The 15,015-nt window shown below is 48.5% G+C and carries 17 protein-coding genes; 9 read left to right on the top strand and 8 right to left on the bottom strand.

Going from position 1 to position 15,015, the window contains the following annotated elements; all coding sequences use genetic code 11:
* Nucleotides 1-61: 61 nt before the first annotated feature.
* A complete protein-coding gene (locus SB752_RS13420) occupies nt 62-1,057 on the bottom strand; it encodes a PHP domain-containing protein (protein ID WP_410716133.1) in 996 nt (331 codons plus the stop codon).
* Between the two features lie 179 nt (nt 1,058-1,236).
* On the opposite strand from SB752_RS13420, the gene SB752_RS13415 reads away from it, so the two are divergent.
* Genes SB752_RS13415 through SB752_RS13405 form a run of 3 tightly spaced genes read left to right on the top strand, consistent with a single transcriptional unit; the run spans nt 1,237 to nt 2,905 of the window.
* Nucleotides 1,237-1,422, top strand: coding sequence for a hypothetical protein (locus tag SB752_RS13415; protein WP_410716132.1), 186 nt, complete (start codon nt 1,237-1,239; stop codon nt 1,420-1,422).
* 21 nt (nt 1,423-1,443) lie between these two features.
* Nucleotides 1,444-2,067, top strand: a complete 624-nt coding sequence (yqeK, locus tag SB752_RS13410) for a bis(5'-nucleosyl)-tetraphosphatase (symmetrical) YqeK (RefSeq protein WP_410716131.1) — start codon at nt 1,444-1,446, stop codon at nt 2,065-2,067.
* Nucleotides 2,068-2,080: 13 nt separating this feature from the next.
* On the top strand, nt 2,081-2,905 hold the full coding sequence (locus SB752_RS13405; RefSeq protein ID WP_410716130.1) for a class I SAM-dependent methyltransferase: 825 nt from the start codon (nt 2,081-2,083) through the stop codon (nt 2,903-2,905).
* An 11-nt stretch (nt 2,906-2,916) separates the two neighbouring features.
* Here the strand turns inward: SB752_RS13405 and SB752_RS13400 are convergent, their stop codons facing one another.
* From SB752_RS13400 to SB752_RS13390, 3 genes are all read right to left on the bottom strand, one after another.
* Nucleotides 2,917-3,741 (bottom strand): class I SAM-dependent methyltransferase, encoded by an 825-nt coding sequence (locus tag SB752_RS13400; RefSeq protein WP_410716129.1) that lies wholly within the window; start codon nt 3,739-3,741, stop codon nt 2,917-2,919.
* Nucleotides 3,742-3,839: 98 nt separating this feature from the next.
* Nucleotides 3,840-4,313 carry a dihydrofolate reductase gene (locus tag SB752_RS13395; protein ID WP_410716128.1) on the bottom strand — a complete coding sequence of 158 codons (474 nt, stop codon included), beginning with the start codon at nt 4,311-4,313 and terminating at the stop codon, nt 3,840-3,842.
* Nucleotides 4,310-5,104, bottom strand: a complete 795-nt coding sequence (locus SB752_RS13390) for a thymidylate synthase (RefSeq protein WP_410716127.1) — start codon at nt 5,102-5,104, stop codon at nt 4,310-4,312. The genes SB752_RS13395 and SB752_RS13390 overlap by 4 nt, the downstream gene beginning before the upstream one ends.
* A gap of 129 nt (nt 5,105-5,233) precedes the next feature.
* On the opposite strand from SB752_RS13390, the gene pdxR reads away from it, so the two are divergent.
* Nucleotides 5,234-6,664 (top strand): MocR-like pyridoxine biosynthesis transcription factor PdxR, encoded by a 1,431-nt coding sequence (pdxR, locus tag SB752_RS13385; protein WP_410716126.1) that lies wholly within the window; start codon nt 5,234-5,236, stop codon nt 6,662-6,664.
* A gap of 130 nt (nt 6,665-6,794) precedes the next feature.
* Nucleotides 6,795-6,992, top strand: coding sequence for a hypothetical protein (locus SB752_RS13380; RefSeq protein ID WP_410716125.1), 198 nt, complete (start codon nt 6,795-6,797; stop codon nt 6,990-6,992).
* A gap of 96 nt (nt 6,993-7,088) precedes the next feature.
* Here the strand turns inward: SB752_RS13380 and SB752_RS13375 are convergent, their stop codons facing one another.
* Nucleotides 7,089-7,295, bottom strand: a complete 207-nt coding sequence (locus SB752_RS13375) for a cold-shock protein (protein ID WP_103106582.1) — start codon at nt 7,293-7,295, stop codon at nt 7,089-7,091.
* Between the two features lie 185 nt (nt 7,296-7,480).
* Here SB752_RS13375 and SB752_RS13370 point away from each other — a divergent pair, with 185 nt between their 5' ends.
* The 4 genes from SB752_RS13370 (at nt 7,481) to SB752_RS13355 (ending at nt 10,585) form a co-directional block, all read left to right on the top strand.
* Entirely contained in the window at nt 7,481-7,942 is a 462-nt protein-coding gene (locus tag SB752_RS13370; protein WP_410716124.1) for a hypothetical protein, read from the top strand.
* A gap of 187 nt (nt 7,943-8,129) precedes the next feature.
* Nucleotides 8,130-9,593, top strand: a complete 1,464-nt coding sequence (putP, locus tag SB752_RS13365; RefSeq protein ID WP_410716123.1) for a sodium/proline symporter PutP — start codon at nt 8,130-8,132, stop codon at nt 9,591-9,593.
* 120 nt (nt 9,594-9,713) lie between these two features.
* Nucleotides 9,714-9,953, top strand: a complete 240-nt coding sequence (locus SB752_RS13360; RefSeq protein WP_410716122.1) for a DUF3951 domain-containing protein — start codon at nt 9,714-9,716, stop codon at nt 9,951-9,953.
* 59 nt (nt 9,954-10,012) lie between these two features.
* On the top strand, nt 10,013-10,585 hold the full coding sequence (locus tag SB752_RS13355) for a GNAT family N-acetyltransferase (RefSeq protein WP_410716121.1): 573 nt from the start codon (nt 10,013-10,015) through the stop codon (nt 10,583-10,585).
* A gap of 85 nt (nt 10,586-10,670) precedes the next feature.
* On the opposite strand, the gene SB752_RS13350 is transcribed toward SB752_RS13355, so the two are convergent.
* From SB752_RS13350 to SB752_RS13340, 3 genes are all read right to left on the bottom strand, one after another.
* A complete protein-coding gene (locus SB752_RS13350) occupies nt 10,671-11,111 on the bottom strand; it encodes a zinc ribbon domain-containing protein (protein WP_410716120.1) in 441 nt (146 codons plus the stop codon).
* Nucleotides 11,112-11,356: 245 nt separating this feature from the next.
* Nucleotides 11,357-13,324, bottom strand: coding sequence for a dynamin family protein (locus tag SB752_RS13345; RefSeq protein ID WP_410716119.1), 1,968 nt, complete (start codon nt 13,322-13,324; stop codon nt 11,357-11,359).
* Nucleotides 13,321-14,970, bottom strand: a complete 1,650-nt coding sequence (locus SB752_RS13340) for a dynamin family protein (protein ID WP_410716118.1) — start codon at nt 14,968-14,970, stop codon at nt 13,321-13,323. The genes SB752_RS13345 and SB752_RS13340 overlap by 4 nt, the downstream gene beginning before the upstream one ends.
* Between the last annotated feature and the right edge of the window lie 45 nt (nt 14,971-15,015).

The raw sequence follows: 15,015 nt of genomic DNA, 5'->3' as shown, positions 1-15,015 counted from the left end.
GTGCACTTTTCGTTTCTCGTCCTTTTATCATAGCAGAAACGAAAACGAAATGGGGGCTTGACTAATCGAGCGGCAGGAGACTGCGCTGTCTTCTTTCAAATATGGAAATGGCTGTGATGCCTGAACGTTTGAGCAGTCCACGTGCTTCATCGAGGTGCTTCCCCACCTGATCAGGGAAAAACGCGTTGGACGATGTCGTGATCGGCACCTCATGATGGGCTAGCATTTCTAGCAGGCGATTGCTGGGCGAAGCCTCCTTCATTGGTTGATGGAAGCCTCCTGTCGTGATTTCTGTCGCGACATTCCATCGACTGAGAGCTCGCGCCACGCGCTGGTAGTACGGCAAAAGGGCTGTCTCATCAGGACGATAGCCGAATACCTTGATAGCATCTATGTGCGCAATCACGTCAAACAGTCTGCTTTCGATCGCTTGCTCCACGAGATCAAAATAACGGCTGTACAAGACAGACAAGTCCATTCGTCCAAACTTGTCCTTGGTTTCGGGATGATGAAGACAAAAGCCTTGGATGAAGTGGACGGACCCCATGCATACATCCCATGGATGGGCTTCGATCACATCGGATAGCACATCCTCTGCGCCAGGAAAATAATCCAGCTCGATGCCAATCCGCAGCTCCACTCCATCGTCCCTCCAGCGCTTTTTTTCTTCCTCCAAAAAAGCCGTGTAGGCGCCCAAGGAATCGTTCATCACACAATCCAGCCAGCTGCGCTGTATTTGTCCCAAGCGATCCTGAGCGAGATGCAGCCTTTGCTCATACAGCGATCTGAATTCTTCAAAACGGTAAAGATGCTCAACTATACACACGACTTCAATACCCGCTTGCTTCGCGCGTGCCCGATACAGATCGAGCCACTCCCGTGAATAAGGACCTTGTCTGAGCCTTTTGGCAAGCTGACCGACCATCTCGTATGCCCATTCCCGTTTGCTCTGATTATGCTCATCACCAAGCGTCGGTCCAAACGATCCAGCGAGTTGATGCAGCCACTGTGACGAGTATGGTCCTTCTTCTAGATGCACATGAAAATCAACTCTCATCCCGATCCCCTCCATGGGATTGTCCACAGCTACTTTCTATTGTTTTTATGCTGAAAAAGCAGGACATATGTCGCATATCTACAGCAGGAAAATAATGGTTGGAGGGCGTATAATAAAAAATGGAATAAAAAGGAATTTCATTTCCATAAGGAATCGATTCGCAAAAAGGAGGACCTGTCATGTTGTGGATGGTTTTCGGAGGCATACTTGCTTGTATTCTTGCACTCTCCTACGTCAGCAGTCTGATGAAGCAAAACCGTTATGGGCAGCCCGAGCATTTGTCTGGTGAAGGCTTACCGCAGGCACACACCAGGGCGACCGATACAGAAGCACAGCACGCGAATCATTCCGTAGACAAGCCTTGATAGCGAAAGGAGGATTGGACGATGGAGACATACGCACAACTGCGAGAAGGCTGGCTGCAGGTTCATGATATTGCTACCGATTCAGAAAGCTTGCTGCACCTGCATGGGTGTAAGCATACTGCGCTTCATTCCAAGCACGTAGCCGAGGAGGCTGCTCAGTTGGCTAACCGTTTTGGCATTGATCCGATTTGTGCCAGGATTGCTGGATACTTGCATGACATTAGTGCGATTATCCCTAACCATCAGCGGATTCCGATTGCAGAGGAGCTCGGCATCGAGATTTTGCCCGAAGAGCGCACTTTTCCCATGATCGTTCATCAGAAAATTTCAAAAGCTATGGCTCGTGATTTGTTTTCCATACAAGATGTGGCTGTATTGGGTGCCATTGAGTGTCATACCACATTAAAGGCGCAGCCCTCGCGTATGGACCTTGTCCTCTTTGTTGCTGACAAGATCGCGTGGGATCAAGCAGGCACACCTCCCTATCTTCATCGGCTTCTACCTGCTTTGGACAAATCTCTCGAACATGCCGCCCTCGTCTACCTCTCCTATTTGTGGGAGCAGCGGGAGAAGCTGCGGGTCGTGCATCCTTGGTTGGTGGAAGCGTATCGTGATCTTAATAATAATTACTTTCACTTACAGTAAAGGGGAAAAACAGGTGGGTAATGTAGCAGATTACTATTCGTTCTTTGGGGAAAGGGAATGGACAAGACTTGATCGCGAGCCACTTGAGTTTCTAATTAACTGGCACTATATGGTACAGCATTTGCCTGGACCAGGAACCGTGTTGGATATTGGTGCTGGCCCAGGAAAGTATTCCTTACAGCTGGCAAAAATGGGCCATCGGGTTACGCTTGCGGACCTCACCCCCAAGCTAGTAGACATAGCTCGACAAAAGGCATCCGAATTTGGACTACTACATCAGTTTCAAGGTTTTCATGTGACGGATGCTTGCGATCTCAGTCATTTCTCTAGTGAATCTTTCGATGCCTCTCTTATGCTTGGTCCTATGTACCATTTGCAAAAGGAAGAGGATCGTGTCACTGCTGCAAGCGAGTTGTACCGTGTTACCAAAAGCGATGGGATCGTTTTTGTCGCCTTTCGCTCAAGGTCCAATCACATCATGTCCTCGTTAATGGCTCCAGAAAACTGGAAGCCCCATCATCAAATAGATGCCATCCATGATTTTTATCAAACAGGAATCTTTAATCACGCAGAGGAAGGTCGCTTTACAGGTGCCTATTTCTATCCTGTCGATGAAATTAGGCCTTTTATGGAGTCTATCGGTTTTCAAACGATACAGTTGATTGGTTCAACGAACATCGGGGCCGTTTTGACTACGGATCACTGGCGTTATTGGCAGGAACGCGGAGAAGCTGAGAAGGTCATACCATTATTAATTGAAACAGCGACGGATCCAGCTCTACTCGGGATGTCTTCCCATCTGCTTTATATTGGGAAAAAGGGCAAGGTTTTTCCTTAGCCCTAACCTTCTTATAAAGGCTTCTTCCCGCAAGCCATAAAAAACACCATCATGGCAACCGCATCTGGGGAACGGATGAAATTCTCATATGATTTCGTTAATTCATCATACTCGTTCTTCGCGATGATTCCGTTCTCATAAAATCGAGTAAATCGGTTACTATCCAGCTGTCGATTGAATCCCTCTCTCCCGTGCAAATCACTATGTTGAATCACCGCATCCATATCCACGTCGATAAAGCCAGCTTGGGACAAAATACGTGGCAAGCTTCTGCCGATATGTCGGTTACCTCCCCTGGAGGCCTGTGCTTTTGACAGCTTTTTCAAAACGGAAGGTAAAGACTCTACATCTGGTTGAATCGCACCAAAAACGCCATCATCAATGTCGGTTATAACGAGCTTGCCCCCTGGTTTTAAAACACGTATCAGTTCTTCTGCTGCTAGCCATGGGTCATGCAAGTGTAGGAAGAGCAATCGTGCGATGACAAAGTCAAATTGATTGTCAGGCAAGCCCGTTTCGTAAACGGACGCTTGGTGCAAACTCAGTCTGGATGCTGGGACATGACGCAGCAGCTGTTCAGCCCGTTCAAGCAAACCATCATCTATATCCAATGCAGTAATGTGACTCGTTGGGAAATGCTCCAGCAGTTTTTCTGTAAAAAATCCGGGACCGCATCCTGCTTCCAGTACCTTCATCCCATCTTCCAGTCCAAACCACTTCAAGTTGCGGGATTCCTTGTCCCAGCCCATCAAAGCTTGTTCTTTTAAACGTACGTATTCCGCCTCTGCTCCAATGCCAACGTTTTGAAAGTTGTAGGTTGAATTGCGTTTAACCATAACGTTTTTCCTCCATAGCAAAATAGACCTCTTGAACAACCGTGAAGCTGCTCTAAGAGGTCTTTTTCTTTTCCTGTTTTCAAAGCCATTCAGGGAACTTATTTTTTCCGATCAAATGTATAAAACGTATGCGGAACCTGGTTTTTCTCATCCACGATTCCCTCACGCTTATCCACCAGCGTGTACGCCTCGCGATCCCACTGCGGGAAAAAGGTGTCGCCCTCTGTTTGCAGATCAATTTCAGTAATGTACAAGCGATCTACAACATCGAGGAATTGCCGATAAATTTCCGATCCGCCAAAAATGATGACATCCCCAAGAGCCATTACCTCTTCCTTGGTATGAACGACGTCGACGCCATCCGGGTGAAAATCACGACTTCTCGTCAATACGACGTTACGCCGATTCGGCAGTGGCTTTCCAATCGATTCGAATGTCTTACGGCCCATCACGATCGTTTTGCCTGTCGTCAATTCTTTGACATTTTTCAAATCGGCAGGAAGATGCCATGGCATGTCTCCATCTTTGCCAATCACTTGACCTTTCGCATACGCGACGATGAGACTGATCATACGGCCACTTCCCCTTTGATATGCGGATGAGATTCATAGTCGACGATTTCTATGTCATCGAAGGTAAAGTCAAAAATCGATTTCACGTCCGGATTGAGCTTCAGCTTTGGCAATGCCATAGGCTCACGGCTAAGTTGCAGCTTGACCTGCTCCAAATGATTCGTATACAGATGAGCATCTCCGAGCGTATGGACAAAATCGCCTGCTTCCAGCCCTGTCACGTGTGCAATCATGTGAGTCAGCAGGGCGTAGCTTGCGATGTTGAACGGTACCCCCAAAAACGTGTCTGCACTGCGTTGATACAGCTGGCAAGAAAGCTTGCCATTCGCCACGTAAAACTGGAACAACAAGTGGCACGGTGGCAAGGCCATTTTGTCCAGCTCGGCAGGATTCCACGCGCTGACAACCAAGCGGCGCGAATCAGGGTTGCGCTTGATCTCGTCAATTACCCATTGAATCTGGTCTACCGTTTTGCCGTCGCGCCCTGCAAAAGAACGCCACTGCTTGCCGTAGACTGGACCCAGATCGCCGTTCTTATCGGCCCATTCGTTCCAGATCCGAACGCCGTTTTCCTGGAGATAACGAATATTGGTATCTCCTGACAAAAACCACAAAAGCTCATGAATGATTGATCTCGTGTGTAATTTTTTCGTCGTTACCAAAGGAAAGCCCTCACTCAGATCAAAGCGCATTTGGTGCCCAAAAACGCTAATTGTGCCCGTACCTGTCCGGTCTTCCTTGGTGACACCCTCGTCCAAAATTCGCTGGCACAAGTCCAGATATTGTTTCATCTCGCAACACTCCTTCCACCCATCTATACTAAACCAAACCGCAGCAAAATTGAATGATGAAATCCATGCTATAATGAGCAGGATAGTTATGGGATACACACCGTATTTTTGAAAGAAGGCGGGATGGTCATGGATGAAAAAATGACGTCGTCAACCAAGCCGATCTACAAACAGATTGCAGAGAGAATTGAACAGCGGATTAGTAGTGGAGAGTTTGGGCCAGGCAGCTTTTTGCCATCAGAACGCTCCTTGGCCAAAGAGCTTCACGTCAATCGTTCCACAATTGTTGCGGCGTATGATGAATTGCAAGCGGCTGGCGTCGTTGAGCGCAAGCAAGGCAGCGGAACCCTCGTGAGCCGGGATATTTGGGGGTTGGCTCGCACACGCGTTCCGAATTGGCGCCATCTGACGGAGACAGGCTCCTTTCGCCCGAATCTACCCCTGATCCAAAAAATTCGCCGGGAAACACATGAGCATGAGCTGATTGATCTGGCAAGTGGAGAGCTGTCACCGGATCTCGTTCCCCACCAATCCATCAAGCAATTAATGACTGCCAATGATTTTCCCGATCATTTGGGCTACGAGCATCCACTTGGGAACTGGTCCTTGCGCGAAACCTTGACTGGACATATGAAAACGTGGCGAAGCATCGATGCGCCTCCCACCTCGATTCTGGTTACCTCTGGCGCACAGCAGGCGTTGCATCTCGTTGTCCAATGCCTGCTCAAGCCTGGCGATGCCGTAGCGATCGAGGAGCCTTCGTATTGCTACTCGCTGCCTCTCTTTCACTCGGCCGGCTTGCGTACGTTTCCGCTGCCTATGGACCATGAGGGGATTGATCCGGATCAACTGGCAGATTTGCATCGCAAGCATCGGATCAAAATGGTATTTCTCAATCCCAACTTTCAAAATCCAACGGGTACCCTGTTGTCACTCTCGCGGCGCATACGACTTCTTGAAATTTCGGCTGAAATTGGGATTCCTATTATCGAGGATGATCCTTATAGCCTGACGTCCTTTTCCAATGAGCCTGTCCCTACCCTCAAGTCACTCGACAAGCATGGTACAGTCCTCTATATCAGCTCATTGACGAAGATCGTGGCGTCGGGCTTGCGCATTGGCTGGATTGTCGGACCCCAAACCGTCATAGAGCGATTGGCTGACGCCAAGCAGCAATTTGATTTCGGGCACAGTATCTTTCCCCAATGGCTGGCTGACCGCTTCCTGCAATCACCTGATTTTGTCAATCATATCAACAAGCTACGCTCACAGTTATCCATCCGCTGCGACCAGCTGGCGTTTTCCTTGCAGGATCAGTTTGATGATCAGGTAGAGCTGATCAGTCCAGAGGGAGGCATCCACTTGTGGTGCAAATTGGCCGGAGATTGGAGTGAGCAGCGCTTGCTTACGGAATCGGTAAAGCGGGGTGTCGTCTTTGTTCCAGGCCATCTCTTTGGGGCGCAAAAGGGGTTTGTCCGCTTCACCTTTGGTCGTGCCGAGCTGGATTATATCCCCGAAGCAGTCGCCCGTTTTAAAGATGCTTTTACTACCAGTGGATGAGCAAAAAAACCTCGAAGTGGATGACCATTTTTTTCGTTGATCGTTATATGATCGAAGAAAGAAAACATAAGCATCCCCGCATACGCAAGCGGAGGATGACTGTTATCTGCAGAAAGGACGATACACTACTATGTCAGTTACGCCATTTATAATTGCTGTTTTCGTTCTGGTTTTCGTCGCTTTCGTTTTGACCTTCCGCATCGGACTAAATCCAGAAGAAGCCACGGAGCGAAGCTTTGTACATCGTTCTCGGAACCTGCTTCTTATTTATGGGATCATTACCTTGATTCTGCTGATTGCCTTGTCTGTCTATCTCTATAATCTTTAGGCGCAACAAAGACGCCGTCCCATCCAAAAAGATGAGATGGCGTCTAGATTATGGAGAGGTATAAAGTCACCCTGTTGCTACTGTCAGGATATATTCCTACACTGCTTTGCGAGCTACGTTTGCTGCTTGCAGTCCTCGCTGTCCATTGACGATTTCGAACACGACCTGCTCGCCTTCTTCCAGATTACGGTAACCCGATCCAGTAATGGCGGAATAGTGAACGAAAACGTCAGGACCTCCTTCTCTCTCAATAAAGCCATAGCCTTTTTCTTTGCTGAACCATTTTACTTTCCCTTGAATCATTGTGTTTCCTCCCTGTAATCAATGCAGCTCTTACGCTTACCCCATCATATGCGGATGGCTAGAAAGTGGAGATACACCAGCACAAATTTTCACGACAAACATGCGTGATTTCTTATATAACGAAACGTTTCCCTTTTCCATTCGTAAATCATGAGTAAGACCAGAAGCAAAAAAGGGGGACTTAGATGGTGCGCAAGGCATTGATCGTTGTTTGCGCGTTGATGCTTACCGCCTGCTCGGAAATTTCCGAAGGGGTACAGTCAGCACAGCAGGCCGTAGAAACAGGGAAACAGGCCATTGAAACAGGAAAACAGGTGGTTGAGGCAGGCAAACAGCTAGCAGAATCAGAGGTAGCCCAACAATTAAAAGCGTATTTACAGCAAAAATACGAGTCCTCGGAGCAATTACGCAATGCCATGTTCAGTGGAGACGGTAAGCTTATGACTGAGGAATTGCAAAAAACGGAGCTGGCGAACTTCAGCTTTTACAAATCGGATCTGTTTTCAGTAGAGTACAAGGGTCAACTGAATGCAGATGGTACCTTTAAGGTCGTCAAACAAGATTTGAGCAACCCGAATGCGGAGCCAACCGTTGTGAAAGAATTCAAGGTCAGCTTGGATAACGCCGGTCAAGTATTGGTAGAATAAGGATAATGAGCAAGTCGAAAGCCTGCGTATGCAAAAACGCAGGCTTTTTTAATTTGATTAAAAAGTTTTTATTGATGATCTACGAAATCTTCAGTATTTCCTTATAGATTTTTATAAATATACATGATATTGTGTGTTTTGTTCATATTATTTTTATGAATATAAAATACAACAAGAGGTGATGCCAATGAATATGCTGCTCACGTCCATCATTGTGTACATGGCCGGAATGCTTTTAATCGGTTATTACGCCTACAAGCGTACCTCCAATTTGACGGACTACATGCTTGGCGGTCGTTCACTCGGGCCAGCGGTCACTGCACTGAGTGCAGGCGCATCCGATATGAGTGGTTGGCTGATGATGGGCCTGCCAGGTGCGATGTTTGCCCAAGGGTTAAGCGCTTCCTGGATCGCCATCGGTCTGACACTCGGCGCGTATGCAAACTGGCTCTATGTCGCTCCCCGCTTGCGTACGTACACGGAGGTCGCCAACAACTCTATTACGATTCCTGCCTTTTTAGAAAACCGCTTCGGGGACGGCTCCCGGATGCTGCGCCTCGTCTCTGCTCTTGTTATCATGATCTTTTTTACGTTCTATGTGTCATCCGGTCTTGTATCTGGTGGCGTCTTATTCGAAAACACGTTTCACATGAACTATCAAACAGGCTTGTGGATCGTCGGTTTGGTGACGATTGCATACACACTGTTTGGTGGGTTTCTCGCGGTTAGCTGGACGGATGCGGTACAAGGCATGATTATGGTGCTCGCCCTGATTATGGTTCCTCTCGTTACATTGCTTACTGTCGGTGGCATCGGACCTACCTTTACCGAAATTCATTCGATCGATCCTTCTCTGCTCGATATTTTTAAAGGGACGAGCCTCGTCGGAATTATTTCCTTGTTCGCCTGGGGACTCGGTTACTTCGGGCAGCCACATATCATCGTCCGTTTTATGGCGATCACCTCTACCAAAGAAATTAAAAAAGCGCGCAGTATCGGCATGAGCTGGATGATTTTTTCCGTTGCTGGCGCTATGCTAACCGGTCTTGTCGGTATCGCACTTTATTCCAAGCAAGGCTGGACACTCAGCGACCCGGAAACGATCTTCATTCAATTAGGAACGATTCTGTTCCATCCACTGATCACAGGCTTTCTACTCGCTGCGATTTTAGCTGCGATCATGAGCACGATTTCATCCCAATTGCTCGTGACCTCCAGCTCCTTGACCGAGGACATTTTCAAAACGTTTTTGAAGCGGTCCGCGTCAGACAAAGAGCAGGTCATGGTCGGCCGCTTCTCTGTTCTGCTTGTAGCCGTTATTGCCTTTTTGCTGGCTCTGAATAAAAACGACACGATTCTCGATCTCGTAGGCTATGCGTGGGCTGGATTTGGAGCCTCGTTTGGTCCCGTCATCCTGTTGTCCCTCTACTGGAAGCGCATGAATAAATGGGGTGCTCTTGCCGGTATGATCGGCGGTGCATTGACCGTCATCATCTGGACCCGTTTCGACGTATTAAAGGACTTCCTGTATGAGATGGTACCTGGTTTTGCAGTTAGCCTGCTTGCCATCGTGATTGTAAGCCATCTGACAAGTAAGCCTTCGAATGAAGTAGCCCAGCAGTTTGACAAGTACAAAAGCATGACAGAATAATTTCGTGCCCCCTTTCGTTGAACGAGCGTTCAGCATGAAGGGGGCATTTCTTTGAAACTGCTCATACAGGCAATCGTAAACCAATAGAAACCTGCTACTCGTGCAGAAAGGAAGACTGCCATGTACATCATGTCTGGTTTGATTATCGCCGTCTCCCTCTTGATATTCGTTACTCTTGGCATGGCTAGCTATCAGTTTTTCATCAAGAAAAAGACAGTGGAGCACTATTATACTCCTTTGGATCGAATGTTTGGACAAACGCCCATCGAATTTCACGAAGAAAAAATCGAAAAAAAGGAGTCAGAGGACGATGAGGGCGACGATAAGGATAAAAATCAAAAGAAGCAGAACTATGAATAACTCCCAACTTGATTTACATTAATTGTAATAGATAGACAAGCAAAGAGAGGAGTACATAAATGAACGTACATCTACAAGGCAAAAAAGTGGTACTTCGCGATATCAGAGCTGAGGATGTCCCGGAAATTTACTATTGGAAATACGAAGCAGAAGATCGCGAGCACCTCAACTGGAATGGACCATACAAACCTTTAGAACCGCTCACAAAAGAAGAATATGTCAGTCTCCCCCGCTACGCCGAATCATTGGCGCTTGTGGGAACGGATGCCGCTCGAACCGAGCTAATCATCGAAATAGATGGGCAGCTAAAAGGCAGCGTGGGTCGCTACTGGATTTCTGAAGAAACAAACTGGTGCGAAATCGGCATCGTCATTTACGACTCGCGGTACTGGTCGAATGGATACGGCCGGGAAGCTTTTCAAATGTGGATCGATTACTTGTTTACACACATGGATACGGTCCGTCTGGGGATTGGCACCTGGTCTGGAAATGAGCGCATGATGCGGCTGGCAGCTTACTGCGGAATGATCGAGGAAGCGCGGGTTCGCAAGGCAAGAATTGTGCGCGGAGAGTACTATGACGCGATCAAGATGGGGATGCTGCGCGAGGAATGGGCAGCACGTAAGGCATAAGTGGACAAACCACGAGGATTGGGAAAAAAAGAGAGAGCCCTTACTTTGTAGTAAAACCTGCAAAGAGGGCTCATCTCTATTTTGATTAATTACGTGAATCGTTCTTTGGATCAGTATAATTCCTCGTTTCATGGAGCGGCGGAGAAACCGCAGAGATATCAATGATCTCTGGCGGCACACTGAACTGATGACCGCATGCTGGGCAAAACTTTGTTTCGAGGGCAACAATCTTTCCACAATCGCATTCCTTTTCGTTGTTCAGCTCTTTGATTTTGATTTGGAGCTGCTTGATCTCCCCCTGAATCGTCACGATTTCGTCGCAGTAGCCTTCGATTTCGGGCGTAGCTGTCACAGCCTGATTTTGGGAGAAGCGTGCAAATACGATTTCACCAATCTTGGCTTGCTTTTCTTCAATCTGCTTTTGCAAGTCTTGTGCTTGGAGCTTCAGGCGATTGATTTCCACAACAGTCTTTGCTTTTTGTCCCGCATCGGTTACTCCTTGCTTCAATTTATCTAGAAAGCTCATATGGACCTCCTCTCTTCTCCTCTGCCGAATGCCTTTTGCTTCGTGCCCTTGCCTGATTTCATCCACGTTTTATTACTCTATATGGATATGGATATTCGACAGTGCTCCAGCCGATTACTGCGGTACTAGCGTTGGCTGTCCGCTAAATGAAAATAGTGTGCCAAAAAGCCCAGGGAGCACTTATGCAGGCGCTCCCTGGGCTATCTTTTGTCCTACTTGCTCTATATTGCTATAACAACTCTGCCTTACGCGAGCTCAGCGGCTACGCGATTCATCTTGGCTTCCAGCTCACCCAGATCGACATTCATATCGAGTGCAGCAAAAACACCAGTGAAATAGGCGTCGATTTGCTCGATGACGCGGGCGCGCTCCCCTGCTGCGATTTCGGTAAATACCGTTTGGAACTGCTGATCGAGCTGTGCACTGCCAGTCGCAACATAAGCAGCTACCGGATCTTGCAGACGCTTTTCCAGGTCTTCACGCATTTTCACCTTGCCATCCTGCTCAAAAAAGTCCTTCGTATTTTTAAACAAGGAGAGCGCTGGCTGGAATGCAGTCGGTGCCACAGGCAGGTCCTCTGCAAAGGAAAGCGTCTCTACTTGACGTGCCTGGTACGGAGCCAGTGTCAGGCTGGTAGCGTAGGTTTGAACATCCTTTTGCCATGCCTGCACCAGCGAAACGCCCTGCTTGTTGATGAATTTTTCCAGACGCAGCGTGGTTGCACGCAGCTCCTGTGCCAAATCGTAGCTGATGGAGCGCAACAGGTCAGTCAGACAGCCATGTAGCGCCTGCTTCAGATTGCGACCATCTTCCTTGAGAACAGCCGGATTAAACGCAAAATTATAAAGCTCAGCGAATCGGAAAAAGAGGCGCTGCTTCACGTAATAAACCAATTCTTCCCGCTCTTTTGCCAAATCCCGCTCCAGTGAAGTGGTTGACAAGGCTTCTACTGCTGAGAGGGCTGCCGTTTGTGCCGCAGTTGCCGCCTCCCGACGTGCTAAGCGCTCACTTTCACCGGATTGTGCCATCCGCATGAATTCACTCAAGGTGTCGTATGCCCGGCGGATTTCGCCCACGGCTGCATTCACAGCGATCTGGGTCAGCTCTTCAATCGTAAAGCGCAAGAAATCTGCTTCAAATGAAGCCATACCAGACAGCTTGAAAGCCTCATCGGCAGCCATCAGCGCCTCGCCTTCGGCTGTTTGCGTACGTTGACGGTATACTTTTTCAGCCGATGCCGCTAGCTTGCCTTTTTCGTGCATACGCGCAAGCAGTGCGGTCTGACTGGAAACCGGATAAATTCGCGGCAAACGAATTCCGCAGGTAAGCAGGTTTTTCTCCACATGGGTAATCACGCCTTGCAGCTCTTCCTCCGATGCAGCCAAATCAGCCGCATTGACAATAAAAAACATTTTGTCCATCTCAAACGTATCTTTTACGCGTCCCATTTGCAGCAAGAACTCGCGGTCCGCTTGTGCAAACGCGTGGTTATAGTAAGTAACAAACAACACGGCATCCGCATTTTTCATATATTCAAAGGCTACACCTGTATGGCGCGCATTGATTGAGTCAGCACCAGGCGTATCTACCAAAACAATCCCTTGATCAGTCAACGGGCAGGAGTAGAACAGCTCGATGTACTCAGCAAAACATGCTTTTTCTTCCTTGGCTACGAAGCCTTTAAACGCCTGCATGTCTACAAGCAGCTCGCCGCCCAGATGACTTGTCATGTCTCCCAGACCCTTGGTGACGGCTTTCAGGAAGGTATAGTGCGGCTTCGCTGTTGGCGGGATTTGTGTAACATCAATGTTGCCGAGCTCAGCTAATGCGTCTTCCAGCCCGCTAGCGGATAGGCCAAATACAGCAAGGGAACGAAGCACGTCCTGCTCGATTGCCTCTCTTTCCTTCAGTACAACGCGCACTGTACCATGCGGATGCGCCTCATCTGGAGGCATGATTTTATTAATCGCTGCTGTCGTCGGGTTTGGCGACACTGGCAGCACGAGATCACCCATCAATGCGTTGGCAAAGGATGATTTTCCGGCACTGAACGCCCCGAACAATGCCACAGTAAAGCGGTTGGCTATAAGGCGATCTGCACGATCCAGCATCGCTTCTGCCTGCGCCTCCATACCTGGCACGGAGGTGATTTCTTTACTTGTACGGCGCAAGCGATCTGCTGCGGCCACTAGTTTGTCTCGTAGTTGATTCATGATTCCTTGTCTCCTTCACGCATGATCGCCTGCAAGCGTTCTTTTGCTGCTTCCTCGCCCGCAGCAAGGTCTGCAAGCTTTTGGTGTACATCAGCCAGCTCACGTAATGCCGCGAGCTTCTCATGCTGAGCCGCACCCTCTGACCTCGCCTGCTCTTCCAATCGTGCTACTACCTGCTCGATGAAAGCAAGACCGGCACGTCTGTACTCCAGCTTGATGCCAGCAGAAATATCGTTACAGTAATTCATAACATATTCACGCGATTGTGCCCCATCCTTGATGTGCTTGGCGAGAAACTCGGAGGTAATCTCGATTTTGGTAGCATGGACACGAGCATGATACTCGTCATCACGGATGTCATACACTTGTGGTTGTTTTCCCATTAATTCTTTGAAATGGAAGTCGAGATTACCCGCCACCTTCTCACGGAACTCTGCCAGCAACACTTCTTCACGTCGCGTACGCTCTTCCTCTGTCTTTTTGCCCGCGAATAAAAAGCCCAGCTTGAATCCAGGCTTGCGACTCTCCAAATAACTCTCTGCCGCCTCGTTTGTGCTGTAATAGGTCAAACGAGCGTTGTCGAGCAAAACGCCCAAGTCCTTCTCCATCTGTCTGCGTGCTTCCTGCGAACGATTCTCCAGTGCTTTTACATGCGACTGCGCCTCTTGCAAAGCAGCTGCAACTTCTTGTGCGCTCCGGCTGTCAACACCAGCTACCTCCAGGCTGTCCAGCTTGCTTTCCAGCTCCTGACGATTGCTTGCCTGGCTAGCTTTCATTACTTGGATGTGTTCGTCAATCAGATGTGCTGCTGCACTGCGAACACTTTCTACAACCAGCTCTTCGCGATCAGTGATCAGCTTACCGAGCATGAGTCTGAAATCTTCATACTGATTCTCCATATGATCCGGCTCAGCCAGCGAAGTGTAGTAAATGCCGTCTGGCTTGATATTCCAGGTAGCGAAAGCTTCTTCCACACTTTCCTTGTAGCTGTCGAAGTCCAGCTCGAAGTCCAGATGCTTGTCAATCATGTTGACGACCAAATAAACCGGTTTGCCCCGGTCTTTCAGCGTTTTGGTGAAATTAAAGTTTTCCTCTGCCTGCACATGGTTGTAGTCCATCATGTAGATGACGACATCCGCCAAATGAAGGGCTGATTCTGTCGCGATTTTGTGAGCTGCATCAGTAGAGTCGATACCTGGTGTATCCAGCAGGCTCGAATACTCATCCAAAAATGTACCCGGATACGAAACTTCAACGGATTCGACGGTATCTCCATCTACAGCAAACTGCTTCAGCTTTTCCATCTCGGTATCTGGATCAAACGTGATGACCCCGTTTGCATTTGTATACACGCGAGCTGCCTTTTCGCCACCACGAATCTTCACGACATTTGCACTCGTTGGAATCGGATTGGACGGCAGCAGTTTTACTCCGAGGAGTGTATTGATCATCGTCGATTTCCCTGCAGAAAAGTGTCCGCAAAAGGCGATGTTCAGCTCCGCCCGCTTCGTTTTGTCAGCCAGCTGCAACAGCTTGGCAGGTGTTGTCTTGTCACCTTGTTCCTTCATCTGTTCAGCCAATTGTTCCCATGTATGTGCAAGCCGGGAAAAATCCGTTTCCCGTACCAATACCTGGCTATTAAGCACTTCTATCCCACCCTCTCCAGTATTCCTACTCTCTCTACTACTCTC

The sequence above is a fragment of the Brevibacillus sp. SIMBA_040 genome, from assembly GCF_046535075.1.
Taxonomy (GTDB): Bacteria; Bacillota; Bacilli; order Brevibacillales; family Brevibacillaceae; genus Brevibacillus.
Note: the sequence above shows the minus strand (reverse complement) of the source record. Positions and strands in the feature narration are given on the sequence as shown.